This window comes from Bdellovibrio sp. HCB2-146, from assembly GCF_047345725.1.
Classification (GTDB): domain Bacteria; phylum Bdellovibrionota; class Bdellovibrionia; order Bdellovibrionales; family Bdellovibrionaceae; genus Bdellovibrio.
In genome coordinates this window covers 1244147-1269906 of record NZ_JBLEQP010000002.1, presented here as the reverse complement: position 1 = coordinate 1269906, position 25760 = coordinate 1244147, and the positions used below count along the sequence as shown (strand labels likewise).

Annotated in this window: 26 protein-coding genes; 10 read left to right on the top strand and 16 right to left on the bottom strand. The window is 45.3% G+C overall.

Translation table 11 applies throughout. The annotated features are described in order from the left end of the window. The first annotated feature begins 28 nt into the window (after nucleotides 1-28). The gene (locus tag ACLWOR_RS17015; RefSeq protein ID WP_413942009.1) at nucleotides 29-1105 is read left to right on the top strand and encodes a phosphatase domain-containing protein; all 1077 of its coding nucleotides are present in this window, start codon (nucleotides 29-31) and stop codon (nucleotides 1103-1105) included. A 3-nt stretch (nucleotides 1106-1108) separates the two neighbouring features. Here ACLWOR_RS17015 and ACLWOR_RS17010 read toward each other — a convergent pair whose 3' ends face one another. The 4 genes from ACLWOR_RS17010 to ACLWOR_RS16995 all read right to left on the bottom strand — a co-directional run bounded on the left by ACLWOR_RS17010 (nucleotide 1109) and on the right by ACLWOR_RS16995 (nucleotide 4756). Further along, a complete protein-coding gene (locus ACLWOR_RS17010; protein WP_413942008.1) occupies nucleotides 1109-2923 on the bottom strand; it encodes a hypothetical protein in 1815 nt (604 codons plus the stop codon). Next, nucleotides 2910-3338, bottom strand: a complete 429-nt coding sequence (locus ACLWOR_RS17005) for a hypothetical protein (RefSeq protein WP_413942007.1) — start codon at nucleotides 3336-3338, stop codon at nucleotides 2910-2912. Before ACLWOR_RS17005 ends, ACLWOR_RS17010 begins: the two co-directional genes overlap by 14 nt. A gap of 108 nt (nucleotides 3339-3446) precedes the next feature. Next, nucleotides 3447-3899, bottom strand: coding sequence for a DUF4430 domain-containing protein (locus tag ACLWOR_RS17000; RefSeq protein WP_413942006.1), 453 nt, complete (start codon nucleotides 3897-3899; stop codon nucleotides 3447-3449). Beyond that, complete coding sequence (locus ACLWOR_RS16995) at nucleotides 3896-4756, bottom strand: trypsin-like serine peptidase (RefSeq protein WP_413942005.1); 861 nt, start codon at nucleotides 4754-4756, stop codon at nucleotides 3896-3898. The genes ACLWOR_RS17000 and ACLWOR_RS16995 overlap by 4 nt, the downstream gene beginning before the upstream one ends. 157 nt (nucleotides 4757-4913) lie before the next feature. Between ACLWOR_RS16995 and ACLWOR_RS16990 the strand changes: the two genes are divergently transcribed. Then, the gene (locus ACLWOR_RS16990) at nucleotides 4914-5174 is read left to right on the top strand and encodes a hypothetical protein (RefSeq protein ID WP_413942004.1); all 261 of its coding nucleotides are present in this window, start codon (nucleotides 4914-4916) and stop codon (nucleotides 5172-5174) included. 1 nt (nucleotide 5175) lies between these two features. On the opposite strand, the gene ACLWOR_RS16985 is transcribed toward ACLWOR_RS16990, so the two are convergent. Together ACLWOR_RS16985 and secG are read right to left on the bottom strand one after the other, a co-directional pair. Beyond that, nucleotides 5176-5979, bottom strand: a complete 804-nt coding sequence (locus ACLWOR_RS16985; RefSeq protein WP_413942003.1) for an AgmX/PglI C-terminal domain-containing protein — start codon at nucleotides 5977-5979, stop codon at nucleotides 5176-5178. A 41-nt stretch (nucleotides 5980-6020) separates the two neighbouring features. Then, nucleotides 6021-6401, bottom strand: a complete 381-nt coding sequence (gene secG / locus ACLWOR_RS16980; protein ID WP_413942002.1) for a preprotein translocase subunit SecG — start codon at nucleotides 6399-6401, stop codon at nucleotides 6021-6023. Nucleotides 6402-6539: 138 nt separating this feature from the next. Between secG and ACLWOR_RS16975 the strand changes: the two genes are divergently transcribed. From ACLWOR_RS16975 to ACLWOR_RS16955, 5 genes are all read left to right on the top strand, one after another. Further along, entirely contained in the window at nucleotides 6540-6998 is a 459-nt protein-coding gene (locus tag ACLWOR_RS16975; RefSeq protein ID WP_413942001.1) for a hypothetical protein, read from the top strand. Between the two features lie 81 nt (nucleotides 6999-7079). Then, nucleotides 7080-7715, top strand: a complete 636-nt coding sequence (gene tmk / locus ACLWOR_RS16970; RefSeq protein ID WP_413942000.1) for a dTMP kinase — start codon at nucleotides 7080-7082, stop codon at nucleotides 7713-7715. A 3-nt stretch (nucleotides 7716-7718) separates the two neighbouring features. Continuing rightward, a complete protein-coding gene (locus tag ACLWOR_RS16965; protein WP_413941999.1) occupies nucleotides 7719-8672 on the top strand; it encodes a DNA polymerase III subunit in 954 nt (317 codons plus the stop codon). Between the two features lie 9 nt (nucleotides 8673-8681). Beyond that, on the top strand, nucleotides 8682-9452 hold the full coding sequence (locus tag ACLWOR_RS16960; RefSeq protein WP_413941998.1) for a TatD family hydrolase: 771 nt from the start codon (nucleotides 8682-8684) through the stop codon (nucleotides 9450-9452). A gap of 143 nt (nucleotides 9453-9595) precedes the next feature. Beyond that, entirely contained in the window at nucleotides 9596-10249 is a 654-nt protein-coding gene (locus tag ACLWOR_RS16955; RefSeq protein ID WP_413941997.1) for an HdeD family acid-resistance protein, read from the top strand. Here ACLWOR_RS16955 and ACLWOR_RS16950 read toward each other — a convergent pair. Together ACLWOR_RS16950 and ACLWOR_RS16945 are read right to left on the bottom strand one after the other, a co-directional pair. Beyond that, nucleotides 10246-11187, bottom strand: a complete 942-nt coding sequence (locus ACLWOR_RS16950; protein ID WP_413941996.1) for a S1 family peptidase — start codon at nucleotides 11185-11187, stop codon at nucleotides 10246-10248. The two genes, ACLWOR_RS16955 and ACLWOR_RS16950, sit on opposite strands and share 4 nt — an antisense overlap. Nucleotides 11188-11301: 114 nt before the next feature. Continuing rightward, a complete protein-coding gene (locus tag ACLWOR_RS16945) occupies nucleotides 11302-13440 on the bottom strand; it encodes a hypothetical protein (RefSeq protein ID WP_413941995.1) in 2139 nt (712 codons plus the stop codon). Between the two features lie 254 nt (nucleotides 13441-13694). On the opposite strand from ACLWOR_RS16945, the gene gap reads away from it, so the two are divergent. Beyond that, nucleotides 13695-14702, top strand: a complete 1008-nt coding sequence (gene gap, locus ACLWOR_RS16940; protein WP_413941994.1) for a type I glyceraldehyde-3-phosphate dehydrogenase — start codon at nucleotides 13695-13697, stop codon at nucleotides 14700-14702. 2 nt (nucleotides 14703-14704) lie between these two features. Continuing rightward, nucleotides 14705-15916: a phosphoglycerate kinase gene (locus tag ACLWOR_RS16935; protein ID WP_413941992.1), complete on the top strand. Its 1212-nt coding sequence runs from the start codon at nucleotides 14705-14707 to the stop codon at nucleotides 15914-15916. A gap of 81 nt (nucleotides 15917-15997) precedes the next feature. Here the strand turns inward: ACLWOR_RS16935 and tpiA are convergent, their stop codons facing one another. The 4 genes from tpiA to ACLWOR_RS16915 form a co-directional block, all read right to left on the bottom strand. After that, nucleotides 15998-16720, bottom strand: coding sequence for a triose-phosphate isomerase (tpiA, locus tag ACLWOR_RS16930; protein WP_413941991.1), 723 nt, complete (start codon nucleotides 16718-16720; stop codon nucleotides 15998-16000). Between the two features lie 99 nt (nucleotides 16721-16819). Then, nucleotides 16820-18493, bottom strand: a complete 1674-nt coding sequence (locus ACLWOR_RS16925) for a methyl-accepting chemotaxis protein (RefSeq protein WP_413941990.1) — start codon at nucleotides 18491-18493, stop codon at nucleotides 16820-16822. 96 nt (nucleotides 18494-18589) lie between these two features. Beyond that, nucleotides 18590-19012 carry a hypothetical protein gene (locus tag ACLWOR_RS16920; RefSeq protein WP_413941989.1) on the bottom strand — a complete coding sequence of 141 codons (423 nt, stop codon included), beginning with the start codon at nucleotides 19010-19012 and terminating at the stop codon, nucleotides 18590-18592. Between the two features lies 1 nt (nucleotide 19013). Further along, a complete protein-coding gene (locus ACLWOR_RS16915; RefSeq protein ID WP_413941988.1) occupies nucleotides 19014-20186 on the bottom strand; it encodes a hypothetical protein in 1173 nt (390 codons plus the stop codon). 173 nt (nucleotides 20187-20359) lie between these two features. Between ACLWOR_RS16915 and ilvA the strand changes: the two genes are divergently transcribed. Next, nucleotides 20360-21571 carry a threonine ammonia-lyase gene (ilvA, locus tag ACLWOR_RS16910; RefSeq protein WP_413941987.1) on the top strand — a complete coding sequence of 404 codons (1212 nt, stop codon included), beginning with the start codon at nucleotides 20360-20362 and terminating at the stop codon, nucleotides 21569-21571. On the opposite strand, the gene ACLWOR_RS16905 is transcribed toward ilvA, so the two are convergent. From ACLWOR_RS16905 to ACLWOR_RS16890, 4 genes are all read right to left on the bottom strand, one after another. Next, nucleotides 21491-22366, bottom strand: a complete 876-nt coding sequence (locus ACLWOR_RS16905) for a substrate-binding periplasmic protein (RefSeq protein WP_413941986.1) — start codon at nucleotides 22364-22366, stop codon at nucleotides 21491-21493. The genes ilvA and ACLWOR_RS16905 overlap by 81 nt on opposite strands. A 103-nt stretch (nucleotides 22367-22469) precedes the next feature. After that, a complete protein-coding gene (msrA, locus tag ACLWOR_RS16900) occupies nucleotides 22470-23042 on the bottom strand; it encodes a peptide-methionine (S)-S-oxide reductase MsrA (RefSeq protein WP_413941985.1) in 573 nt (190 codons plus the stop codon). A gap of 41 nt (nucleotides 23043-23083) precedes the next feature. After that, on the bottom strand, nucleotides 23084-24496 hold the full coding sequence (locus tag ACLWOR_RS16895) for a hydantoinase B/oxoprolinase family protein (RefSeq protein ID WP_413941984.1): 1413 nt from the start codon (nucleotides 24494-24496) through the stop codon (nucleotides 23084-23086). Between the two features lies 1 nt (nucleotide 24497). Next, nucleotides 24498-25742: a hydantoin utilization protein gene (locus ACLWOR_RS16890; RefSeq protein WP_413941983.1), complete on the bottom strand. Its 1245-nt coding sequence runs from the start codon at nucleotides 25740-25742 to the stop codon at nucleotides 24498-24500. Between the last annotated feature and the right edge of the window lie 18 nt (nucleotides 25743-25760).

Sequence of the window (25760 nt, the reverse complement as noted above, 5' to 3'; positions counted from 1 at the left end):
GAAATCATTGTCTTGAGACAATGATCCCATGTCTGATTGGCGCGATCGCAGTGAAATGAATGGTGATGTGGTTTTCTTCCGTTACGTCTCTGAGGGGATGGAGAAGAGCCATGATGAGGTCTTTATTTGGGACCTCGATAAAACCTATCTTGATACGACTATTGATTCACTGTCTGGATTGCTCACCACGATCTTAGAAAAAGCTCTGAATAAAAAAAATATTCCGGGAACAAATACTCTTTTGCAGTCCTTGTCTGATAATCGCAAGCAGCAAAAGGGTTACATGTATTTTCCAATTTATTTTATCACGGCCTCGCCACCGCAAATGGAAGAGCGTATCTCGGAAAAATTCGCCTTGGATTCGATTCGTCCATTCGGTTGTTTCTATAAAGACAATTTGGCAAATCTTCGCCCGGGACGCTTCTGGCGTTTGACGAAGCAAGTGGGTTATAAGCTGCAAGCTCTGATGCAACTTCGGTTACATTGTTCGGAGAATGTTCGTCAAATTTGTTGGGGCGATGACAGCGAAACAGATGCGATTATCTATAATCTGTATTCGGATATTTGTTCACGCCGTTTAGGAGCGCACGAAATTCGCACGACACTTGAAGGCTTTAACGTGTCAGGTGAGCAGGTCGACACGATTTTAGAAATCCAGGCACAAATTCCTGAGAACGATCCGGTTGAAAAGATTTATATTAATCTCGCAACGGATACAGATCCAGATTACTACCTCAAATTTGGCCGCCGAACGCTGGCAACCTATAACACGTTCCAAGTCGCCCTTGATCTTTTCCAAGATCGTCGTTTGGATCTCAACGGCGTGTACTCTGTCATTCAAGATATGATTTATAATTACGGCTATACTCCTGAAGAACTTATGAAGAGCTTTGACGAATTTATTCGCAGAGGAGTTCTAGGAGAGAGTGCGTATTTAGAGCTACGCACGTACTTTGTCGAAAAAGGCTTGCTGTATCCTTCTTACGAGCCAACAGTCAGTCCGCTTAAGGAAAAGCGGGTTGAAGAAGGCCACGTCTATGAACTCGAAGGCGCTCACGAACCGTGGGTTCCTGAGCGTATCGATTATCTACACGACTACCGTTAGTAATTAGCGAAACGGGAAGGGTGCCCACATGCGGAGTTCGCGAGCTCTATTGCCTTGCTTCAGAATCGCTCTGAACTCGGAAAAGTCTTGAGTCGGGGCATGTTGAAAGAAGAAGTTCGTCACCTCATCTGCGACCCATGTGCAGCTTTTATTATCTCCAAAAAACAAGCGGCCTTGATCCAACGACCAATAGTAATGGGGGAAGTAAGGGTCTGCGGCTATTGGCTTTCCGGTACAACCTGTTGTTGTCTCAGGCAGTTCGTCAAATTTATTACCTTGAGGAACCAAGTTTTTGGTCACAGCAAAATCTTGAACATCATCAAGCATGGGAATCTGCTGGAATACTCCGCGACCCACTTCGCTTTTTGGCAAGTGGTAGAGATGCCCTTGTTCCGATAAAACGTAAACACCAAGGTGAGTGACCTGGATTTTCACGATCGGTTCGTTCGGAAGCCCTGTGAGTTGCAAAAGCTCGTTTGCAATCATGTAGTAAACTTCGCCCCGGTCTGTGACACCCCAGAATGAATCTGTGTTCACGCCTCCGGTGATATAACGAAAACGCACACCGGCCCTGGAAATACTTTCGTCGCGCATGTAGGGCTTTCCGCGACCTCGTCCATGCTGCATGATACGATAGACATCACCGTTTTGGTCCAAAAAACCCGCCGAGTACAAATGATACGTAGAAATTTGCAAGGCTGTTTCCGTGGGACGCAGGGCTGGCTCTAAAGCCCAATCATTCCCTGATCCGGATTCAACCTTATAGATCACATTGTCGTCAAGAAGAACGCTGGTGTAAGCATAGTCGTCAACAGCCAAGTACAAGCGTGTCGAATCGATGATTTTTTGATCTTCTTTAAAAATATCAGCATAGTATCTTTGAATAGGTCTAAATTTGTCCCATTCATAAAGTTTCATATCTTCGGTAAAGATAAAAACACCGCCGTTGCTTTGATTGTACGCCAGTCTTTTCGGTGCAAATTTTTCTGAATGCTGAACCAATGTTTTTTTAACATTGAGCAGAGGATGAACCAACTCAATGTCGCGGTCCTTGTTCAGGACCACGAGTCCCTCGACCACAGAAGCATAGCTTTGCACGCCCGTATTGAAGCGAGAACTTAAGAGCACCAAAGATTCTTCGACTAAAATTTTTCTTTTCTCTTTCGGAAGGGATTTATTATAGAGCCCGTGCGCTGCGAGGTACGCAAACGTCACACTGTATCCACCAATCATATTGCCAGCTAAGCTAAATGTTTGGTCACAGCCGCCTTTGGTTTGAGCGATATCACCGGTCGTACAACGCTCGTGGCCTGGATCTATCTTGACCGAATGCCAAGCTTCATGAAGAAGAATTGCAACTGAAACATAAGGGTCCATACGGAAAAAGTCGCCGCCTAGGTAAACAGCTCTTTGCATGGCATTGTAGGCAATGGACTTGTCTTGATTAAGATCAAAATCCAATTCCGGAACATTTTCCGAAATGAACGTAATGGGATCACGCAAGAGATCGGTCAAATCGCCGAAGGCATCGCCATGGATATTAAGTTGATTCTTAACTAAAAAAGCGATGACTTTGTTAAAGCGTCCATCAATCTTGGATTCACAGTCTGAAGGATTGACGTTCGCTTTCAGATGAAGCGTTTGATAGAGCTTGAGGTTTTCCTCTTTGCTGAGGCACGCAATCTGATCCCAATTTTGAATGGAGATGTCATAAAGAGAACTTTGATCTGTACTTCCAGAAACCGGACGAGTGAAGTAGCCAGCACATACGGCGACGATAAAAATAAAAAATGGAAAAAATCTTTTAGCGGCTTGCACGAATATAACCCTCTAAAAGCTCATTTGAATTGAGAGAAATTGCTTCCTTCAATCGAGGGTCCATCTGGCTGAGCAAAATACGCCATTGCGACTCATCCATATGCTTGCGCAAAGTAAACGCGACCTGACGACGGAGGATCAAAGATTCTTTTTTATTTTTAACTTGAGCGAGCAGCACCTGCATTTTTTCAGGTGAAATTTGTGGCGCGGCTGCGAGGTCTTTTAACTCTTGGGCTTGTTGTCGACCTTGTTGAATTTGTTCCACGATTCCTTCGGAATGAGAATCCGGATGGGGAGCAACAGCAACTTTTTTAGATTGTGGAACAATAACAGGTGCTGCCGTTGGAACCGGAGTTTTTCGACCGATCCAAAAGCCCACAACAGCGACAAATAAGCACAAGATGAGATACTTCATAAGTAACTTCTTATCGGTCTGGTTTTGACCCCAACGAAGGCCAGATGTGAGGAATTAAGCTAGACCAAAGACGGGAAGCGGGTCGTCCCTTTTAGGCAGAGGAGTGCGTTATCTGCCGCAGAATTGAACGGCTTTGATCCAATAGGCTGGTGAGCAATAGTCGGTCCACTCGTTATTTTTATTCGTCGAGTAAGCATAGAACCAAGTCAACTTATCAGTTTGGTTTTTGAATTGAATTTGATGAGGCATTTCTTTGGGTTGTTTGCCGTTCACCGTGTAGCACCACCCATAGACACGCATTTCTTGGTCGGAAACAACTTCGATCGAGTCCATTCCGATCGGAGAGTTGATCAGCGAATTAATTCCTTCTGCAGATCCCACATACGGAATTTTATGAAGATCGAAAATTTCGATGCTGATATCGCCAACAGATTTTGTGAGATCGGCTGAGAAACTGCCTTCATGAACGGGAGTGTTTTTGCAAGCACCAAAAATTTTCCAAGTGATAGCAGAGGCATTAAAGCTGATAGCCAGAATCAAAGTCAGAAGGATGTATTTCATAAAATCTCAAGCAGCGGATAAGTTTTGTAGAAAGTTTCGCCAAAGCACGACTTCGTATCATTACAGCGATGGAAATTCAAACACCCACCTTGGGTCTTGATGCGGTACTCATCGTCTTCCAGATAATCTTCAGAGCCGCGACTTAAAATGCCTGCGACTTTTCCATTTAGCAAAAATAACGGAGAGCCAGAGCTGCCTTTGAAAGTATCAACGGCTGCTTTAAAAAACCCCAGGTTTGGATTCACCTCTGAGATTTCCCCTGAGTCTCTTTTGAGTGGAAGACCTAAAGGATAGGAATAACTTAAAACGGAATTTGCTGATTCCAGTTCTTCTTGGGTCGCTAGTTGCGCGGGTTCGATATGTGTGACAGGGCGATCAAGCTCAATGATGGCGTAATCAGCGCGATTGGTTTGTTCGTGATTCAAAATATTCTTGCAGCGATAAATCGGCGTGGTTTGCAAATCTGAGTCATGGGTAAAGCCAAAAACGATTGAAGTTTTTTGGCAATCCTTCAATGAGTTGAAACAATGAGCTGCGGTTAAAACTTTGTTAGGACCTATTAGAACTCCTGAGCAAAAACCTAAACGAACTTGATCTTGAAAGGGCTCATCACTGCAAAGAGGATAGAGGTCTGCTAAGGTACCCTGCGGTCCTTGAAGCTTTGAATCCGCAATAAACATGGCCGTCTGCGTGGCCATCGGATCTCTGTCGTCCTGGTTCAAGTCCTCTCGAGTGTCGCTCCCATAAATAACTCCGGCGGCCGGCTTTGCGGGGATGACGGCCTTTGGTTCTTGCGAACAAGCACCTAACAACAAACCTAGAGCGATAAGAATGAATTTCTTGCGGGAATCAGACATGTCCGGAGTTCTAAAACAAAACGGTCGGTCTATCGAGGAGTCACCACAGTCTATGAAAACTTTTTCAAGGAGTATCTCCTTACAAAGGATTCCCTTGTTGGTGAGCCGGAGGAAGGGTACTTTGCCGCCGAATTAAAAATGTGAGGAAACTCCCGCCATGAAAGCAATCTTAGTCTCTTTTTTCACTCTGTTAGCAGTGCAAGCCAAGGCCACAGCGGTATGTGAGTTCCTCACCATCCAAGCTGAAATTACATGTGAAAAAGCGATGTGCGAAGAAGTCGAGCGCGAAGGCTTTACGTGCGAAAAAGAGGGGGATTTTTACGAGGGTTTTCAAATCTGCGTAGAAGAAGAGCTGCAAGATCTGGTTCGCTCTTACAACAAGGAAAACCCAAACGCGTCGTTAAGCTGTAAAGAGTAGCCTACTCGAAGCGGATGGGAAACGTTGTTGCGATCGGGGCACCATCAAAGGATTTAAATTCCACACGACGGACAGCCTCGATCAAGCATTTCTTAAAGCTCGTATCCGCAAAAGTCGTTGAAGAAATATCGGCCTGAGAGACTTTCCCAGTGCGCTCAATAGTAAAACTAATTGAAACTGTTCCCACCACTCCCGGAGTTTTCTGTAAAAGCTGAGTGTAGCAACGGAAGAACGAAGGACGATGAGTTCTTAAGACGTCCTGAATAAATTCTGGAGACAATCCCGATCCGATTGTACTTGTTGCTTGCGGTTGAGTTTCACCTGTGGCGGGAGCGACATCTGGTAATGAATCTGAAACTTGCTTTTTGCTCGCTTCGTATTCGGCCGGGCTCCAACGTTTTCCATCACGAGAAATAAACACAAAGCCTTCGCGACCTTGGTTTTCCATTTGCAGGTCACCACGCTTAACAATCACCACGATACGATCGTTTTCGTTGTCTAAAGTGACAAGTGTGTTTTCTTGTAAGTGCAGGCGGTCGCCCGAATCAAATTCGAGAGTCGCATCCCCATCTACCCCGGTTTCGACAGAGTCTTGAGGGAAAATAGAAGTACGGCGCGTGAGCAATTCTTTTTTCGTAAGATTTTTACGAAGAACAAAGACTTTACCTAAATTAAGTTGAGCGCGCGCAATGGATTGCAGTCCAGGAGTTTGTTTTTCAGTTTGTGTGGAAATGAAAAGAGAGAGAGCTAAACTGAGAAGACCGATGCCGATCAGAGAGAGAATTATCTTATTGTTCTTCGCCATAGATCAACTATAGCGAAGAACTTTTTGAATATGTACTAAATTTACTTAGCTGGAGAAGCAGCTGGAGCCGCTTCAGTTGCAGCCGGAGCTGCTTCAGTCGCTGCAGGTGCCGCAGCATCAGCTGGAGCTGTTGTCGCAGGCGCGGCAGCAGGAGCCGTTGGAAGTGGCAATGAATCAACTACTGATTTTGTGTTTGAGGCCGTCAACACAGACAAAGTAAGGCAAGTGATCGCGAAGATAACTGCGGACCAAACTGTCATTTTACCAGCCAAAGTTTGTGCGCCAGTTGCGCCCAACAATGAATTTGAACCTGATGAACCACCCATACCCAAAGCGCCGTCGCTTTTAGAGTCTTGGATCAAAACAAGGACGATCAAAACAAGTGCTACGATGATGTGCAAAATTCCGATGAAAGTTGTCATTTCTAGTATCTCCCAAAGCTCCACAATATAGGGAACTGAACGGGAGTCGTCTACCTCTAAGTGGGTCGATATGGACCATATAATGCGACGCAGTAAAAACTTATTGAGCCCGGAGAAGGGCCACGCTATAAACAAAGTATGAAGACGTTAATATTCCTTGGAACCGCTCTGATTCTCAGCGCTTGCACAAGCCAAGAGGGTCATTTGAAAAAGGCCTCTCTTAAACAAGCCGAGAAAAAGTGGGAAGAGACCCTGCAAGGCGAAGCTCGCGAGAGCCTTTCTCAGTCCGAATGGCTGCAAACGGCCTATATGGATTTTATGAAGAAAAACTCGGAACTGGAAATCGACGAGGTTCAGTTTCAGGGCGAAGATCGCGCGACGGTTTCTGTGACTTTGTCATCCTTTTCGCCTCTTTTACGAAAGACTTTGCTGAAGGTGGCTTCTCAGGTGGGATTAGATAAAACCCGTCGCTTTAATTTTGCCGAAGCCTTGCGTCCTGTTGCGGGCCAAGTCGGGGAGAAGCCCGAAAAAGAAAAGCGTCCATTTTCTGTCTATAAATACAGCAAAGGGCCCGACGGCCTTTGGCGTCCTGAATAGCATCACGCTGCAACGCGATTTGTTGACCTGCGCCCCGCAATATCTGACAACCACCTTCGAGTTTGAATCGAAGGTAGAATCATGAAGTTTATCGTATTTGAGGGGCTCGACGGTTCCGGCAAAAGTTCGCTGATGGCGGCTTTGGAAAAAGAGCTGCAAAAAAGACAGATCCAGTTTCATCACACCCGTGAACCCGGCGGCACTCGTTTAAGCGAAGAAATCCGCAACATGATTCTGCGTAAAGAAGGTCCAGCACCCACTTCACGTACCGAGTTGCTTCTTTATGAAGCGAGCCGCGCTCAACACGTGGATGAAGTGATCGCTCCGAAATTACGTGCAGGCCAATGGGTTCTCTGCGATCGTTTCACAGCAAGCTCTGTGGCCTTTCAAGGTGGTGGCCGAGAAATCAAAGAATCTGATGTTCATGCTCTGAATGATTTTGCGACCGGCGGTTTGAAAGCTGACTTGACGGTCTTGTTGGATCTTTCCGTTGAAGAGTCGCGCCGTCGTCGTCAAGGACGCGGCGAAGCCAATGGTGAAAGCGAAGATCGCATCGAATCCGAAGCTGATTCTTTCCATGAAAAAGTTCGACAGTCTTTCTTGAAGCAAGCGCGTGCCGATGAAAAGAATTGGTTAGTGTTGGATGCGAAAAATACTCCTGATGTTTTGTTCCAACAACTTTTACAAGTTCTCTCTGAACGAAAGATCTTGGTGTAGTCGATGGCTCGTTTGCTCGATTTCGTATTAGGACATAAAGAAATCATCAACAAGATGATTGAGTCTTTCGAGCAAGGAAAGCCAGGGCAGACTTTTTTATTTGTGGGACCTTCCGGTATTGGAAAAAAGCAAGTTGCAAAGGGGATGGCGCAAGCACTTCTTTGTACTAAGAGTCCGCGTGGTTGCGGGCTGTGTCCTTCTTGCTTTCGCATGGGACAGGGACATCACGAAGGTTTTTTGCAAATTGAGCCTGATGGTGCACAAATCAAAATGGACCAAGCTAAGCAGGTCATTGAATTTTTGAATTTGAAAAGTATCAGCCACAATCGCGTGATCGTGATTGATCAGGCGCAAAACCTGAATCCGCAGGCGGCCAACTCTCTTTTAAAAACTTTGGAAGAGCCACCTCCAGGAACTTTCTTCTTTTTGTTAGCGCCAAGTGTGGCGGGACTCCTGCCAACCATTCGTTCGCGTTCTCGCATTGTTCAATTTAAGCCCTTAAAGAGTGAAGACCTCGCTCGTAAGGTGCAGGCTCCGGCTTGGGCACTGAAATCCGCAGCCGGGAGCTTTGAGAAGTTAAAGCAATTGACCGATGCTTCTGAATTGGAAGTCCGTCAGACCTCTGTTGATATTTTAGAATTGTTTTTGAAGGATTCTGATTTCTTGCTGAACGAAACTTGGCGTTCGGAAGTCAAAGACCGTCAACAAGCAGCTCGCCTGTTTTCATATTGGGTGGGCTTTATCAAAGACGCCATCTTGTTTCAGGAAGATCTGAAAGGGCAAATGGTCAACGTTGATCAAGCAAATTTGATTAAGACCTTGGCCGAATACAGTCGTGAGTTTCTATTAGATCTAATGAAAGGCGCATTGGCAGTTGAGCAGGCCTTTGTAGCTTACCGAGATACACAGTTGGTGGTGGAAGAGTATTTCGTTTCCATGAAGCCTCAATTGCGTTAGAATTATCCTATGGAATGGATTGATGTTCATGCTCATTTAAATATGCTTGAAGAAGGTGTCGAAGCCGCGATTGAAAATGCTCGCCAAGCGGGTGTTAAAAAAATCGTGACGATCGGGACTGAACCTGGCGATCATCCGATCGTTTTGGAAATTGCACGAAAACACTATCCAAATGTTTTTTGCACGTTGGGTGTTCATCCTCACGATGGCAAGGTCTATACTCCAGAAATTGGTCGTTACATTGAAGAGCACGCGAAAGATCCTGTTGTTGTTGCTATTGGTGAGATCGGCCTGGATTACTATTACAACCAATCTCCAAAAGAAGAACAAATCGAAGCCTTCCGGGCACAATTGGCAATTGCCGAACGTGTGGGCTTGCCAGTCGAAATTCACACTCGCGACGCCGAAGAAGACACCATCCGTGTTTTGAAAGAATTCAAAGGCCGTGTGAAAGGGATTATTCACTGCTTTACCGGAACGCGCTGGTTGGCGGAGCAAGCTTTGGATTTGGGATTTAATATTTCAATCAGCGGTGTTGTGACTTTTAGAAATGCCGATGATCTTCGCGAAACTGTGAAGATGCTTCCTCTGGATCGCATTCATGTGGAAACAGACGCGCCATTTTTAGCACCGATTCCGATGCGTGGGAAAAAGAATACGCCTGCCTTTGTCGTACACACGGCGAAGTTCGTCGCGGATCTTAAAGGTGTCACAGTCGAAGAGTTGTGCGAGCAAACTCGTAAAAACGCTTTGGCTATGTTCCCAAAAATCCAATGGTAGAAATTCTTCTTCCGGTACCAGTATAAGTCGACATAACTCCAATTTGTTCTCGACCTTCTCGTTTTAGGCGGAAAGGCGAGTGTTAGCAGTCAATTTGACATGCTGCCTTTGCAGTTTCCAAATAGAAGCGTAGGGAGGTTCTTATGAGTTTTGTCTACTTGCAAAAACGCATTGAAGAGAACTGGGGAAAAATTCTTTTTGTCGGTTTCTTTTACATGGCGATGGGTATAGCGGCGACAACATTTGCTGGGGTTGCAACTTTTGCTTCTGTTGCATTTCTGGGATTTGTGGTCGTAGCAGCGGGTATTGCAGAAGTGGTGTTTGCTTTCCAAACTCGCAAGGAAGGACGTTTCTGGTATCATTTGTTTTTCGGAGCGTTGGCTATTCTTTGCGGCGTGTTCGTAGCCGTGTCACCAGTTCCCAATGCATTAATTCTTACGCTCGCAGCTTCGATTTTTTTGATTGGTCATGGTTTGGTGCAAACTGTGCAAAGTGCTTGGATACGCTATCCTTATTGGGGATGGTCGTTCACCGAGGGCGTGATTGAGCTTGTGCTGGGTGGAGCGATTATTTATTCGTGGCCGTTCTCGAGCTTTTGGACAATTGGACTTTTTGTGGGAACGGGATTGTTACTTTATGGTGCGCAGCTAGTTTCGCTGGCAGCGATGGGCCGAAGAGCTGAGAAAATACGTTTGGCTGCGGCTCAAGCGAAAAAGCCACCTACAACATTACGCAAACCCAGCTCTCGTGAAGATCGAGGACGAGATCAGGATCAAGACATCCAACATTTCTTCTAGATTTCTAAATCAGAAGAAACGGTGGTTTCAAATCCTTCCGTTGGCAATCGAGGAGCTTCTTCTTGCGGCTCCTCGTAGGTGTACCAATATTTACGTTTGATAGCCGTGACTTCCTTTTTGATCCAAGGAGCAAACGGCGCAACTTTCGTTGCTTGGCCCATTCCTTTGCAGCTGTGTTGTCCATTGGCTAACTTCCTCCCAAAAACTCCCGAATTGATTCCGATTAATTTTAAAACACCTTTTTCATGATAGAACTGGGGCCCACCGGAATCTCCCTGGCAGAGGAAAGTTTCCGATGCCGTTTGTGTTAGATAGCGATCGGCAAAGCGATTGTAGTTGTTATCAATCAGCATGACACCTCGATGAAGTTCTCCGATTGTTGCCCACGTGTCTTGCCCACGTTGGCCCGTATAGTCTTTGGTGCGACCGTATCCGTAAACGTAGACAATGCGAGATGAATAGTTCGCTTTGGAATCTGTATCATAGGCGATCGGTGCAAACCCTTGAGGTGTGCTTCCTTGATACATCGCCACTGCAATGTCGTGGTCGATGGAGCTTTGACTATTAAACTGCGAGTGTAGGGAATAAGTGGTTCCTTTACGAGTCACGGCAGGAGATTTTTCCTTCAGTGCATTGACGAAAAGGATGTTGAACTTCCGCAGTTGAGGGATGCGCGAAAGGTCAAAGCAGTGAGCGGCAGTGAGTACGAAGTGTTCTTCGATCAAGGTGCCAGTGCAAAAACCGAGACGGTTGTTATCCAAGTCGAGTAATTCAACCAGAACGACGCTTCGAGAAGCCGCGCTCTCGCGCTCTTTAACGGGACGACCATCAATGATGGATTGGTTTTGCAGACGCGAAGTGAGTCTTCCTGCTTGCGGTCTCCCACATCCCCCCAGAGCCAAACCTAAAATGCAAACCAACAAGATCCAACGTCCCACATCTCACCTCCGCTTTTTTGAGTGGACTGAGATTAGTAAGGACATCGAAGCAAGGAAAGAGAATGCGCATGTCCCTGACAAGAGACATGCATGCTGAGTTAGAATTGCGAGTTGTTAATCTACTGAGGATATTAATTGCACAAACTCGAGTGTTGGAACCTCTTCGTAAGCATTATTTTGGCTCTGGTCAGTTTTCAATTCATACGAGAAGTATATCATGTATCTATGTTGTGACTTGTTAAAAGTCGCAATTAAACAATTCGTGTCTCTGTATTTAACTTGCTGTTCATTGTAGTCATTAGTCATGTTTTGTTTGCAACGACTGAAGGTCACGTCCTTCTCAATCGAAAGATTAGTCAAAAAAGCACGATACTGTTCAGAAGGATATAAGGGCCGATCGGAGCTCGGAGTGTTCGTTTTTATGAATGCAGGGTAAACAACGTTGCGATTGTATTCATCACTCGATTGAATCAGAGTCATAAATCTACTTATATTGTTTAAGCTTTCAGCCGGAAGATCAGATCCTGCTTCCGAAAGGAGACTTGTTACCTTATGTCTAACAACCGCAGCCGGCTTGTTTTTTTGTAGAACAACCTCAGCATATGCAGTTGAATAGTCATTACATCTCAGGTCGAACTCCAATGAGTTTGATCCTTGAGAGAGGCGTATCTTTCCCAGAGGAATGGCTTGGCTCGAACCTGCTTTGTACAGTAAACTTTCATGTAAAGTTTCTTCTGCCTCATGATTCTTATCTGTCTTGAGATGAAGACTGTAAAGATAAGCTGGATATTCCCTCGATATTTGTTCGTTGTTTGGTAGGTCACACTTGTTATTCCTATTTGATATTTGCTCCAGAGCTTTTGTCCATTGAGGGAATCCATGCGGATAGCTTCCGTTCTGAATAGCAGTTTTGATTTCTTTGTAAAGCAAGGCGATAACGCCCTCAGCTTCACCAGACTTAGCGCCACATATAACGATTTCCGATTTTAGAACAATATTAATTTCGATAAGCTTTTGTTCCGTGGTCAACGCAGTCCGCTGCTTTCGTTGGTTCCAATCGGTCGTCGAGTTTAGCAGAAACAGTGTTATTGGTTGTGGAGAAGACCTTAGGTGTCCCGTCCATAGAATGCTTTCCTGACCAACTCTCAACGGCAGTCTGTTATAAAAATTTTGCATTGATATGTCGACACGTGGTGTGAGCAAGCTCGCGTTTGAGTACCAGCGGTCATAGAAAATGTCCAGATTAGGTTCGAAATAGTTGTCTCCATCGTGAAATTGGGACTGGAAATAAAGTAAGTCAGTTGCGGCCGCTAGACTGGAATTCTTGTTGGGATCAAACGGAAAACTTGTACTTTGCAGATAAGCTGAATTGATTGAGTTCGATGAAACAACTGGGAAAGTGAAATACTGTTTTCCATCCGTTCCTTGATATTGATACATGTGAATTTTTGCGTCCGGATCGGTCTGAGAAGTACCTTCGCATGTTTTAAAGCCTTTGCTGTTCTCTGGGAGAACATCCTTAATACTAGGAACTTTCGATGGAGCATAGGCAGTAAAAAGGGGAGTTAAGCCTTCAGTTGAAAGAAGCTGTCCAATCTTGTTGCGAACAGTGTCAGAGTTTTTGTAACCAGCCTTCCTTGCCTGTGCATAAAACACTTCGTGCGCCAGCAGGCCGATCTTGTTGAGCTGATCGAGCGAGCGCCAAAATCTACGATTTACGTAAAGTTTATGTTCATTTGGCACACCAGAAGACTCATCCCAAAAAGCAATTTGCACGGCTGTGCATCCGGGTTGAAGGTGAATTGGAGAGTTTGCGTCTTGGCTCGAAATGAGTTTATGGTCTTCTTCCAAGAATACGATGGCATTAACCAGTCTTTTCCAGAATGAGACCTTGGTGAATTCTAAGGAATAGCTCGCGGGACCAAAATAGGATTTCAATGAGTTCGCCAAAACCTCGAGAGCGTCGTCTGATACTGCATCGGTTCCCGCTACTCCTGGTACGGTCTTCATTTTGAGATCTTTATCAATAACAGCTTCATAAATATCGCGAACAAAAAGGCGATTGCGAATATCTGAGTTCTTGGTGTTCTCGCCACATTCAACACCCTGACCACCACCTCCATCACCAGTCGCCCCGCCGCCGCCAAAGTTGCTGCTAGCGCCACCGGAGTTGGGAGTCTTGTTCGTATCGAAGTAGTTATTGTTGGTGGAGCCGGGGCCGCATCCCGTGACCCAAATTGAGACACCTAGCAAAAGCAGAAGGCTGCGGCTGAAAATTGTTAGACAGCTGCCCAGGATCTGCGGGCGATTTCCCCTAAAATGGTGTCTTGAAGTGCTCTTTTGTTCCATGCAAATCAGCTATTACAAGGTCCATTCCAGTCAAAGCCTCGAAATGCCTATCTACAGATGGGAAAAAGGACGAGGAGAGGTCTTGACATTCAGTGTCTAGACTGGCCTTTTCCCCCCGAAGAGCCCATATTGTGGGGGTTTAAACAAGGAGCTCAGTCATGTCTAAGTTGAGAGTAGGTATCAACGGTTTTGGTCGTATTGGTCGTGTTCTTTTCCGCGCGGGTTTTGAAAAACTCGATATCGTCGGAATCAACTCTTTGGACAGCATCGAAGGTGATGCTCATCTTCTAAAGTACGACTCTGCTCACGGTGTATTCCCAGCAGAAGTTTCAACTGACGAGCACAACTTGGTTGTGAACGGTAAAAAAATCCACGTTTCTAAAACTCGCAATCCAGCAGAAGTACCTTGGAAAGAGTGGGGCGTAGATGTGGTTCTTGAGTGCACAGGCGCATTCAAAAACAAAGAAGATTTCATGCTTCACATCAAAGGTGGCGCAAAACGCGTTTTGGTATCAGGCCCTGCTGAAAAAGGTGCGGACCTGACAATGGTGTACGGAATCAATCACAATGCTTACGATCCAAAAACTCACTACGTTGTATCAAATGCATCTTGCACAACAAACTGTTTGGCTCCGGTAGCGAAAGTTTTGAACGACGCATTCGGTATCGATCACGGTACAATGATGACGATCCACTCGTACACAAATGACCAAAAAATCTTGGATGCTCCTCACAAAGATTTGCGCCGTGCACGTGCAGCAGCGGTGAGCATGATTCCAACAACGACGGGAGCTGCGAAAAACGTAGGTCTTGTGTTGCCAGAGCTTAAAGGCAAAATCGACGGTATCTCTGTACGCGTTCCAACTCCAAACGTGAGCTTGGTTGACTTTACTTTCCAAGCGAAAAAAGACGTGACAGTTGAAGCTGTGAACAACGCTTTGATTGAAGCTTCGAAAGGTGCTTTCAAAGGTATCATCGCAGTTGAACACAAAGAACTTGTAAGCGTGGATTTCAACGGTAACGTGCACTCATCAATCGTCGACCTTGCAAGCACAATGGTTGTAGGTCCTCGCATGGTGAAAGTTCTTGCTTGGTACGATAACGAAGTTGGCTTCTCTAACCGTATGGTGGACGTCGCTCTTCACATCGCAAGCAAAGGTCTGTAATCATGTCATCTGCAGGTCTTAAAGGTATTAAAACGGTACGTGATTTCGAACTTGAAGGAAAAGTCGTTTTCCTTCGTTTGGATCTGAACGTGCCAATGGAAAACGGAAAAATCACGGATGAGAACCGTATCACGGCTTCTCTTCCAACGATTAAGTATTGCATGGAAAAAGGTGCGAAGCTTGTATTGGCTTCCCACTTAGGCCGTCCAAAAACAAAAGACGACAAAGAATTCTCATTGGAGCCGGTTGCAAAACGTCTGCAAGAGCACTTGAATGTCGAAGTGATCTTGGTTGAAGAACCAGATTCGGATGCTCCAAAAGCTTTGCTACAATCTTTGAAAAAAAATGAAATCATCCTTCTTGAAAACGTTCGTTTCGAAGAAGGGGAGACAAAAGATTCAGTTGAGTTCGCGCAAAAGATCGCCAACTACACTGATATCTACATTAATGACGCTTTCGGTGCTTCTCACCGTGCGCATGCTACAATTCATGCATTGCCATCTTTGATGAAAGATAAAGGCATTGGTTTCTTGATCGAAAAAGAAATCACGATGCTCGATTCTTTGCTCACAAATCCAAAACGTCCTTACTTGGCGGTTATGGGCGGAGCAAAAGTTTCTGACAAGATCGCAGTCATCGAGCGCCTTATGGACATCGTTGATGGTTTCGTGATCGGTGGCGCAATGGCGTACACATTCTTGAAAGCTCAAGGGACGCCAGTCGGCAAGTCTTTGGTTGAAGGCGATAAACTTCGTTATGCCAAAGAAATGATCGAGCGTATCGAAGCACGTAACAAAACAATGTTGCTGCCAAAAGATCACGTTGTCGCAAAGTCTTTCAATGACGTCGCAAGTGCACGCACAACGAAAGACATTGTGATCTCTGAAGATGAAATGGGCTTGGATATTGGTCCTCAAACATTGCGTGAGTACTCAGCTGCAATCAAAGAAGCGGGCACTATTTTCTGGAATGGGCCTATGGGAGTGTTTGAAACTCCTGCGTTCTCAAAAGGAACTTTCGGTGTTTCTCAGGCAATTGCAGAAAGCCAAGCAACTAAAATCGTTGGTGGTGGTGATTCCGCTGCGGCTGCTGAGGCTTCGGGCTTTGCAGATAAAATGACCCACATCTCAACAGGTGGTGGAGCAAGTCTTGAGTACCTTCAAGGTGACAAGCTTCCAGGTCTTGAAATCTTGCGCGCAAGAGTTCGCGCTTAAGTCTAAGAAAACCTAATAAAGAAAAAGGGATCTAGCAAAAGCAGATCCCTTTTTTTATTTGTTAAAACGTCATGCAAAAATCTAAACGCTAGCGATTTTGATGAATGAATCAACTTCAAGTGAAGCACCACCCACAAGGAATCCGCTCACATGAGGTTGAGAAATCAAACCTGCTGCGTTGTCTGGTTTTACACTGCCACCATAAAGAATCGGGGCAGAAAAACCCAAACCTTTCAAAATAGTTTGAACATCCGTGTGAGTTTCAGCGACTTGTTCTTGAGTAGCGACTTTGCCAGTGCCAATTGCCCAAACCGGTTCGTAAGCAACAACCAGAGGCTTTGCTTTATCAGCTTTCGCTAATCCCAACTGCAATTGCGTTTCAAGAATACGGTAGGTGTGTTTGCTCTCGCGCTCATTTAAAGTCTCACCGATACACAACAAAGGAATCAGTCCCAAGCTTTGTACAAGAGCCACTTTATCGGCGATCATCGCATCTGTTTCGCCAAAAATCTGACGACGCTCACTATGTCCGATCAAAATATATTGCGCACCCATGTCTTTCGCTGTTTGTGCTGAATTCTCGCCGGTGAAAGCACCTTGAACTTGTGAAAAGCAGTTTTGAGCACCGAATTGAATTTTGGTGCCCTGTAAAGAATTACTCGCAGCCTCTAAGCAAAGTGCTGAAGGGAAGAAGACCAAATCACCCGTGGCTTTATTCGCAACCTCTTTGAAGGCTTGAAAGAAAGCACGCGTTTCTTGAGGCGTTTTAAAAAGCTTCCAATTGGCAGCAAAGATTTTTTTCATATGGTTCTCCCTTAGATCAGGGAAAGCCTAGCATTTTTGACTATCGAATAAAAGAAAAAAGCCCACGGGCTTCGCCGCGGGCTTTATAAGTAGAGTGAGTTAGAATCCAGATGTGTCTTTGAGTTTCGAACGTGAATCGCTTGCATCGTCGTCAAAGGGAATCACGGCAGAGGCTTCCGACGTCTTCCCTTTAGCTGGTGCCGACTGAGCAGGGGGAGCCTTTTTAGGCGACTCTTTCTTCTCAAGTTTTATGACTTTCGTTTCCACTTTTGCGGAGTCTTTCTGATCCTTTTTACTGTCACGAACCGCGACTTTGAGATCGCGTTCACCGAGGACAACGAAATTCAAGTCTCCCACATAAGTTTGCATGTTAACTGTTTGTACTGAAATTTCTTTTGCTGAAGCGGCGATTTCTTCAGATGAAGCGGCATTTTGTTGTGCCCCCTGATCTAACTGGTTCATCGCTTTAGAAATCTGCTGGATTCCAGTTGATTGCTCTGAACTTGCCGCGGAAATTTCGTTAGAAAGGTCTGATACCTTCTTAACAGAATTTACGATTTCGCTCATTACAACACCGGATTTATTTGCGGTTTGAGTTCCATTTTCAATTTTAGTCACCGAGTCTTTGATGAGACCCGTGATTTCCTTAGCCGCCGTGGCTGATCGTTGTGCCAAAGTGCGTACGGCCTCTGCGACAACAGCGAAACCTTTTCCGTGTTCACCAGCGCGGGCTGCTTCTACGGATGCATTCAGTGCAAGAAGATTGGTTTGGAATGCGATATCATCGATGACGTCGATGATCTCTTCGATTTTCTTCGATGACTGAGAAATGTCCTGCATAGAAGAAACCAAGTTTTTAATTTCTTTTTCGCCACGCTCGGCAGCATCACGTGAAGACATCGAAAGGGAAGCGGCTTGCTTTGCATTGTCCGTATTCATTTGAATCATCGAAGTCATTTCCTCAAGAGCTGCGACAGTTTCTTCTAAAGAAGCCGCCGATGCTGTTGAAGATTGGGACAAGCTATCACCAGCATAAGTCAACTGGCTAATCGAGCTTGTTACTTCGTCACTAGCTGTTACAAGCTTTTGTGAAACAGCGCGGATCAATCGAGTCACCGAGAATGCAGTCCATGCAAGAGTTAACGCCGTCAATACCACCGAGAGCATGCCAACTAAAACCAAAAGATTAAATGCAAAGCTGCGTTTTTCGTCTTGAAGGACCAGGCGTTCTGTGGATGCGAGATCATAGGCATCGCGGATTGTGTCGATCGAGTTATCAATTTCAATAACATACTGAAGCCATTTACCTTGAAGGATTTCCAGGGCTTTGGCGTCATCTTCTTTCGTCCCTTTTTTGACGAGTTCGAAAGCTGATTTTGTTAACATCACGAATTCTTCGTGATGTGACTTCATGGCGTCGTCCATCCCTTTTTCTTCTGGAAGATGAGCCGACTTAGAAAAATCTTCAGAGGCTTTCAAATAATCCTGGAATGATCTCTCTGCATACTCAAAGGCGTTATCACGAAGCGCTTTATTGTCGTGAAAAAGAAGGACTTTTGTAAGTCCGTCACTTATTCCGGCACGGGCCTCGTTCATTTTCCCCAGAGTCATGATGTTAGGGTTGAGATGAGTGTAGGACTCGTTCAGCATCATTCCAAGTTCATTCATACTCTTATAAGAGATAAATGTGGACACCACGGCTGCAGCCACTGGAATCACGGAACTCAGAATCAAACGTCCTTTAAGTCCTTTGAACCAACCAGAAATATTCATACAGAAACATCCCTTCGAAAAATTATCCGTACCTTAACAAACGGCATTTTTCCGAGGAAGATGTAGGTTTCTTAAATAGATTTAAAGAATCAGGACCTAATTTTCCACGCCAGAAGCCTCATCTGAGGCACCTTTGAGGGATTTTTCTAACAGTTGTGAGTCTTCCTTAGGTAGAGTTTTAAGAATAGCTCTCATTTCTGACTCATTTTTTTTGTAAAGCGGAAGGATGATTTCCGCGCCATAATTTGTCTTGTCTTGCTTGAGCAATACGAGCGCCACTCGAACGATTTCCCTCGTGAGTTCTGCATTTAGAGGACCTTTTGTCGCAAATTCAACGGCATCAATGAGACTGTCTACCAAGTCGTCCTCCATTTTTTCAATGGATTTTTCGTCTTTGAGGTCAAAGCTTTTGGTTTGAAAAGTCTTTAGCTTGGACTGAGCTTCATTCGCGGTTTTAAAACCAGCAAAGGTAATTGACGAACAAAATAGGAAAGTAAGAATGAGTATAAGATGTTTCATACTAATCTCCTGTTACTGGTTTAATCATCACGCCTTTGATTTTATATGGAAAACCTCGTCGGGCTTTGCGGCGCCCTTTGGGTTGCAACATCATCGGACGAGGGCTGTAATATTCTGAAACCCAGCCACCCTTAGTACCCCAATCAGTTTTGATCGCGATGTCTCCCGATTCGTGCGCTTCCTCTGTCCAGGTTACCATAATAGCCCCCTTCGGGACATCAGCTGGACTTTTAATTTTATTTTTATAACGGGGATCATCAAGCAAATTGACCCAACCCTGAGCTTTAAGGTCTTTCACTGCATCTCGAGCGTGACGGCCCGGCGGGTATTTGCGAACCTGTCCACTCGCAACGAGTGCGCGCTTTACATAACGATAGCAATATCCATAGGAGCGTCCGCGCTTATTGCTCATTGCCCGACGAATGGAATTTTGTGTTTCTTTACTGTTGGCGTGACTCATAATGTAGTCGTCATTGGCCCATGGGTTGTTTGGATCAGGCGGAGTCGATTTGTTGACGGTCTTTTGAGTTGGAGGTGGCGGCGTTGCCGGCATTGCGTTCAACACATCTTCGACTTGCTGAATATTTTTTGGATCATGAACTGGCACTTGTTGGGTCGCGCATGTTCCTGTTGTACACCAAGCGCCCTCAGTGGTATTGCGATCTTTCATGACAAGATTTGGATCAACAGAAGTTCTTAAAACTTCTTCACGAGTAGGCAACGTCGGATTCTTTACAGTTCCCTCGATAGCTGGCAGCGACTCACCATCACGTTTGGCTTGCGCCGTGAGCGCGCCTTCGGGATCTTGAACAGTTTGATTATCTGGATCACGGAATTTCAACCAAGGATCTTTTTGTGAATAATAAACCCACACCTCTTGGTCTTTTTTTACAAGATTCTTTCCGTTGTTGCGACCGACTTGGGTCACTTTCATCTTGATACCGTAAGATCCAGTGCGTTTGAGTTTGCGAACTTCGACAACGGTTCCCTTCGTGCCTTTAGGCACAAGAGCCGTGACGTTCTTAGCATTGGTACGGAAGTCGACAGAGGAGCGCGCGTTCATATCTCCGGTTAAAACCAGATTCTGCAATTCTTCAGGAACCTCTGCCCAAGCAGAAGTCGCAAAGATGCTAAGTGCTAGAAAAAGATGAACAACTCGCCGAAATAAACTCAAAATAAGATACTCCTCATGTCCTCTTCGGAGGCCGAGGCGAGAGAAAGAGTCTAGCCAGCGAGTTTCCCGTCCAACGTCTAGTACTAAAGTGTTCTTCAACGAAGGCGGGAACGCAGCGCTCCGAGGTCCAGTAGGACATAGTAAAAATAAGGGCGCCCCTTTAAGATGGCGGAATGAAAGTCACAATCGAAGATATCCAGAAAGCCCGCGAACTTCTAAAGAGCCACATTTGCCAGACGGAACTCAGTCACTCGTTGAGTGCGAGCAAACTTTTAAAGAGCGAAATCTTTTTTAAGTTTGAAAACACTCAGCGCACAGGCAGTTTTAAATTTCGTGGTGCCTACAACAAAATTTCAAATCTCACAGCAGAAGAAAAATCTCGCGGTGTCGTTGCAAGCTCCGCGGGAAATCACGCGCAAGGGGTCGCCCTTTCCGCATCCTTGATGGGAGTCAAAGCTACGATTGTGATGCCGGAAACAGCTTCCATCAGTAAATCGTCAGCGACAAGAGCATACGGCGCTAACGTTGTGCTAAAAGGAGAAATTTATGACGACGCTTTTCAACACGCCAAAAAGTTAGAAAAAGAACACGGCTATACTTTTGTTCATCCTTACCAGGATCCATTTGTGATCGCCGGGCAGGGAACCATTGGACTTGAGATTCTAGAAAAGCTTCCGGATGTTGACACCGTGATTGTGCCAATCGGTGGAGGCGGACTGATCAGCGGCGTTGCCTTGGCTTTAAAAACTTTAAAACCAAGTGTGCGAGTTATCGGCGTGCAAAGTGACCGTTCGCCAGGAATGGCCTGCCTGTACAACAAACAAAATCCAACAACTCCGCCCAAGCGTATTGCAACGATCGCCGATGGTATCGCGATCAAAAATCCATCTCCAGAAATGTATGAGAATTTCATTTCAAAATACGTCGATCAAGTCGTCACGGTGAGCGACGACGAAATTGCCGAAGCCATTGTGTTCTTGATGGAAAGAACCAAAGCTGTTGCGGAAGGTTCCGGTGCCGCGGCTTTAGCAGCAGCTATGCAAAGAGGTCTGAACCTCGGTAAAAAATGTTGCATCCTGATCAGCGGTGGCAATATCGATTTGAATATCGTGAGTAAAGTTATCGACCGTGGTCAGATCGTTCGCGGTCGCCTGTGTGAATTATCTGTGATCGTGGATGACGTTCCAGGAAATCTGAGCCGCTTGACTCAAGCAATTGCTGAAAACAAAGCCAACGTATTAGAAGTGCGACATGATCGTGTCTCTCAAGGATTGTCATTGCGAGAGACACGAATTGATTTTGTTTTAGAGACTTCGAGTCGGGAGCACGTTGAGCAAATCAAGCGGGCCATGGAAGCTGTCGGAGCTAAGGTGATTCAAGCCTAAGGCGGCGATCACTTGGCGGTTCAGCCAATCCGTCAAACTGTAACGGTCCAAAATGCGCTGAAGTTCACCAGACTGGCGCATTTCATCAATGCCCTTATTGATCAACTCAGCATAGTACGCTGATTTCGGATTGTTTGGAGAAAACGAGATGAACAAATCCGGATCGTTGGCCATATTCGGGCTTACCGGCTTATAAGCATCAAGTGGAATTTTCTTTCCCGATAAATAGAAACGCAAAACCATAGGGCTTTCGACAAATGCATCGATTGTTCCATTGTCAGCGGCTTTCAACATCTGTCCCAATGGATCGTTGCCAGAAAAGATCACCAAGGACTTGTGTTTGGTTTTAACTAAGTTGTCAACGCCGTCGCCGTAAGTGTAGCCCGCGATCACGCCGACTTTGCGTCCCGTGAGTGACTGGCGTCCGTTGTAATTCCATTTTGAATTTTTAACGACAAAGTAGTGATTGATCATTTGGCCCAAAGGACGCTCAGGGAAAATAAAGTCCGGAGCATCGCTATGGCTACATCCAATCAGAGCATTGATTTTATTGGAACGAGTTTCTTTGATTGCATTAACCCAGTTGGTAGTTTTGAAATCAATACGATGACCATGTTTGGAAAAGATGTGTTTTACAACTTCCACCATATAGCCTGGACGGGGAGAGTTTTCGTCGCAAGCATAAGGACACCATAAGTCGGAGCGAATGGAGATCGTGTCTGCTTTCACGATTTTCGTGGTAAGAATTGTTGCGAGATTCAGCGCTATCATTAAAAGTGTGAATTTCGTCTTCATGTACTGACCCCTCAGTTACGAGAAGGCAATACGTTGTCTCTAAACAAATCTCCACTGAGAAAATGAGACCTTTCGCAATTGTAACCCTGCTGTTAAAGGAGCGTTAAAAATCCAGCTTTCTTTCATAGTGGCAGGTATATCCGCCAGGATTTTTTTGTAAATAATTCTGGTGATATTCTTCTGCGGACCAGAAATCACCGGCCTTGTTGATCTGTGTAACGACGGGTTTTTTCCAAGCATTGGACTTATCGACCAAAGCTTTTACTTCCTCGGCTGTTTGCTTTTGTTCAGGTGAAGTGTAAAAAATCACGCTGCGATATTGAGTGCCGACGTCATTTCCTTGGCGATTTGTCGTCGTAGGATCATGAATTTTGAAAAAGTGGCGAAGCAAATCAGAATATTTTAATTTGCTTGGATCAAATGTGATCTTTACTGTTTCCGCGTGATTTGTGGCTCCAGTTTTAACGATATTATAAGTGGCATTTTTGAGGTCACCACCCATGTAGCCCACTTCCGTTTCTGTCACACCCGGAATCTTACGCAGAAGATCTTCCATACCCCAGAAACAACCACCTGCTAAATACGCAACTTCTTTCGTATTCATCGAAGACTCCTTTTTGGCAAATGCCATAGGTACCAGACACAATGTAATAAGAAATAGAATGAGCTTTTTCATACCTCTGAGTCTACATCAGCCTCAGAGGCATTTCAAATGCGTTAGGCTTCAGGCTTTTCAGGCAGGCCGGAACCCCCGCCAGAAGCCGAGGCAAATGTGACAAAGTCACCGGCTTTAAAGATTTCTTTCCCTAAAACGGGGAGAGTCTTAATTTGACCGTCACGCTCCAGTGTCACTTCACATGCATCTCCATGAGTGCAAGTGCGAACCAAGCGAGGACGATACAAAGTTAAATCCGTGAGCCAGTTGATTTCCAGATCTTTTAAAATTTCAAAACGAAGCAAAGACCCGCGACCACCTGAGAATTTACCAATGCCGCCACTTGAATCACGTTTATTGATTTGACTGATACGCACTGGATAATCGCGTTCAATTTGTTCAATTGAAGAAACGCAAACCGATCCATCCAATCCGACGCGACCTTGCTGGCCGCTTTGGCCACCAAAAAGTCGCAAGCAGTTTTGACGATCCGAAGTCTTGATTTCGACAAAGATAGGGCAGTGAGCTGAGATCGACGTCACCTTTTTTGGATGAATATGCGACAACGCCAATTCAATACTGCTTTGAAGAGCTGCTTTACCGCAAGTCATTCCTTTAAACGTTGGTGCTGGGTATTTGGCCATCAACCAACAGCCAGTTGGTTTGATCACTTGGAGCAAAGACAAGGTTCCTGCATTCGCAAATTCAGCAAAACCATAATACGAAGCAATGGCATGGAAGCAAACAGATGCCGCCGCCGTTTCAGTCATGAAAACAGTTTTACCGCCGGAAGTTCCGCTGAAATCCATGATCACGCGACCATCGCGAGTTTCCAGATTCAAACGCAAAAGTTCGCCGCTATCTAAAACATAATCGACACGTGCTTCACCATAGGCGCGATCTGAAATTCTTTGCGAAGCCATTTCGCGGGACATGCGCCAATATTCTTCAATCAACTCAGCCGTTAAAGCCAAGCCCGAAACCTCAACCGCCTCGATGAAGCGTTTGGAGGCGACAGAAAATTCCTGACACTTTTCGTGAACCCATTTCGCAAAATGTGGCGGGCAAAGAGGATGCGCCTGCATTGCGCCGAGGATGGTCTCATTCAACTGACCTTTTTGGAAAACCGGAGTGGGTGGAATGCGCAGACCTTCATCTTCAATGGATTTGCCAGCTTGGACCTTTGCTGTGTGCGGAACGCGTTTGACCCAGATAAGATCTTCGGAAACCGCGGTGACAAAAGTCATTTCATTTAGATGAGTGCCACCAGAATAAGGGTCATTCATCAAAACGATATCGCCCTCTTGCATGCGCAAGTACTTCGCAACTGTTCCTGCTGAGGCTGACAGTGTGCCATAGCTTAGTGGATCTTTCCCACGCAAGGCTAAAACTTCACCGTCTAAAGTTAAAAGTGCGGATTCGCCAGTTAGAAATTGCTGCAAAAGAGAATGAAAGAGTTCAATTTGATAATTCATATTAGCGTGCCTTTGCCAAAGAGCGGCCCCAAGTGGCGATCGCCGCTGCTTCCCCATACTCTTGCGTGTCTACTGTTGATTGAGAATCTTTCTTAAAGCCATTCGCAAAAAGAGAACTCAAAGGTCCCATGATTTGAATCTTTGCATTTTTCTTTTTTAAAATCACTTCTGTCACAAGTTTTTGCACGGCCAGACTTTGCAGTCCTTTCATCAGACCCGATAAATCGGATGAACCTGAGCCATTGGCTTTTGAGAGAGTGAAAAGCGTGTTTTTAAAACGTTGTTGGCCAGCCGCAACCAAGCGATCCGCAAAAGTTTCAAGTTCTGTGAGTTTGGCGTGTTCAGACCAAAGATCAATCAAAGTTGGCTTTTGCCCACGGCCCATCATCATGGGACCTGGTTCCCAGCCTTCATTAGTATTTAAAAAATCCAAACGACCAAAAGAATTCAAATCAATTCTTTGTGTCGGGTGAACTTGCAACTGCTCAAACTTGACGTGAGGAAGTTCCAAATGACCCCATGGTGAATGCCAGTGGGTATTTTCCTGTCCGGGATGAATGAGATAAAATCCTTCAAGGCCCAAGTACAAATAATCTTTTTTCGAATCCGCTGAAGCTGCCGCAAGAGCTGCCAAGTGTGACAAGTGTCCTGACAAAGCTTGCGTCTCTGATGATTTCTCTAAAGTGCCTTTGGAATTAAGGAAGAAAATTTTCTCATCCGCTACTCGTGTTGTGAGAATTCCCAAAAGATCTTGCTTTAATTCGGTAAACACAGACGCCGCAAGGGCATTTAGTGAATGCGTGCGCCATCTGGAAGTTTCATCTGGGTTGTCAGAGCCAGTGGGGCAGAAAACTTCAAAACCTTTTGCTTGGAAGAAATCACGGGCTTGGTTTTGATGTTGCGGGAATAGTCCCGCATGCAAGAATTGCAAACAGATTTTTTTGCAGTCTAAGGACTCAAGTTTTGCAGCAATAGGTTCGAGGTCTTCAAGACGAAGTGGTGTGATCACTTGACCGTCAGCGCTGATTCTCTCGGCAACTGAACATTGAAGTTCTTTATTGATCACAATGTCTTGTTGGGCATTTTGCAAAGCCGGCCATTCTTCAAGACCTGCCGTTGAAAGAGTGGCAACTGAACCACCTAGTCGATGGTCAAACATCTTTTGAGGAACGCGAAGGCTGACATAAGCCTCGTGAATCGGAGTTTCTTTATTTGCATCCAGAAAAGCCTGCAGGGAGCTCTTCATATTTTCTCTTGGTAGATA

Excerpts from the sequence above, each read along its gene's own strand:
- ACLWOR_RS17000 (WP_413942006.1), bottom strand. The coding sequence starts at position 3,899 with ATGAAATACATCCTTCTGACTTTGATTCTGGCTATCAGCTTTAATGCC.
- ACLWOR_RS16955 (WP_413941997.1), top strand. The coding sequence starts at position 9,596 with ATGAGTTTTGTCTACTTGCAAAAACGCATTGAAGAGAACTGGGGAAAA.
- ACLWOR_RS16920 (WP_413941989.1), bottom strand. The coding sequence starts at position 19,012 with ATGAAACATCTTATACTCATTCTTACTTTCCTATTTTGTTCGTCAATT.
- ACLWOR_RS17015 (WP_413942009.1), top strand. The coding sequence starts at position 29 with ATGTCTGATTGGCGCGATCGCAGTGAAATGAATGGTGATGTGGTTTTC.
- ACLWOR_RS16975 (WP_413942001.1), top strand. The coding sequence starts at position 6,540 with ATGAAGACGTTAATATTCCTTGGAACCGCTCTGATTCTCAGCGCTTGC.
- ACLWOR_RS16890 (WP_413941983.1), bottom strand. The coding sequence starts at position 25,742 with ATGAAGAGCTCCCTGCAGGCTTTTCTGGATGCAAATAAAGAAACTCCG.
- ACLWOR_RS17005 (WP_413942007.1), bottom strand. The coding sequence starts at position 3,338 with ATGAAGTATCTCATCTTGTGCTTATTTGTCGCTGTTGTGGGCTTTTGG.
- ACLWOR_RS16935 (WP_413941992.1), top strand. The coding sequence starts at position 14,705 with ATGTCATCTGCAGGTCTTAAAGGTATTAAAACGGTACGTGATTTCGAA.
- ACLWOR_RS16990 (WP_413942004.1), top strand. The coding sequence starts at position 4,914 with ATGAAAGCAATCTTAGTCTCTTTTTTCACTCTGTTAGCAGTGCAAGCC.
- ACLWOR_RS16925 (WP_413941990.1), bottom strand. The coding sequence starts at position 18,493 with ATGAATATTTCTGGTTGGTTCAAAGGACTTAAAGGACGTTTGATTCTG.
- ACLWOR_RS16985 (WP_413942003.1), bottom strand. The coding sequence starts at position 5,979 with ATGGCGAAGAACAATAAGATAATTCTCTCTCTGATCGGCATCGGTCTT.
- ACLWOR_RS16965 (WP_413941999.1), top strand. The coding sequence starts at position 7,719 with ATGGCTCGTTTGCTCGATTTCGTATTAGGACATAAAGAAATCATCAAC.
- ACLWOR_RS16995 (WP_413942005.1), bottom strand. The coding sequence starts at position 4,756 with ATGTCTGATTCCCGCAAGAAATTCATTCTTATCGCTCTAGGTTTGTTG.
- secG (WP_413942002.1), bottom strand. The coding sequence starts at position 6,401 with ATGACAACTTTCATCGGAATTTTGCACATCATCGTAGCACTTGTTTTG.
- tmk (WP_413942000.1), top strand. The coding sequence starts at position 7,080 with ATGAAGTTTATCGTATTTGAGGGGCTCGACGGTTCCGGCAAAAGTTCG.
- ACLWOR_RS16960 (WP_413941998.1), top strand. The coding sequence starts at position 8,682 with ATGGAATGGATTGATGTTCATGCTCATTTAAATATGCTTGAAGAAGGT.
- ACLWOR_RS16905 (WP_413941986.1), bottom strand. The coding sequence starts at position 22,366 with ATGAAGACGAAATTCACACTTTTAATGATAGCGCTGAATCTCGCAACA.
- msrA (WP_413941985.1), bottom strand. The coding sequence starts at position 23,042 with ATGAAAAAGCTCATTCTATTTCTTATTACATTGTGTCTGGTACCTATG.
- ilvA (WP_413941987.1), top strand. The coding sequence starts at position 20,360 with ATGAAAGTCACAATCGAAGATATCCAGAAAGCCCGCGAACTTCTAAAG.
- ACLWOR_RS16895 (WP_413941984.1), bottom strand. The coding sequence starts at position 24,496 with ATGAATTATCAAATTGAACTCTTTCATTCTCTTTTGCAGCAATTTCTA.
- gap (WP_413941994.1), top strand. The coding sequence starts at position 13,695 with ATGTCTAAGTTGAGAGTAGGTATCAACGGTTTTGGTCGTATTGGTCGT.
- tpiA (WP_413941991.1), bottom strand. The coding sequence starts at position 16,720 with ATGAAAAAAATCTTTGCTGCCAATTGGAAGCTTTTTAAAACGCCTCAA.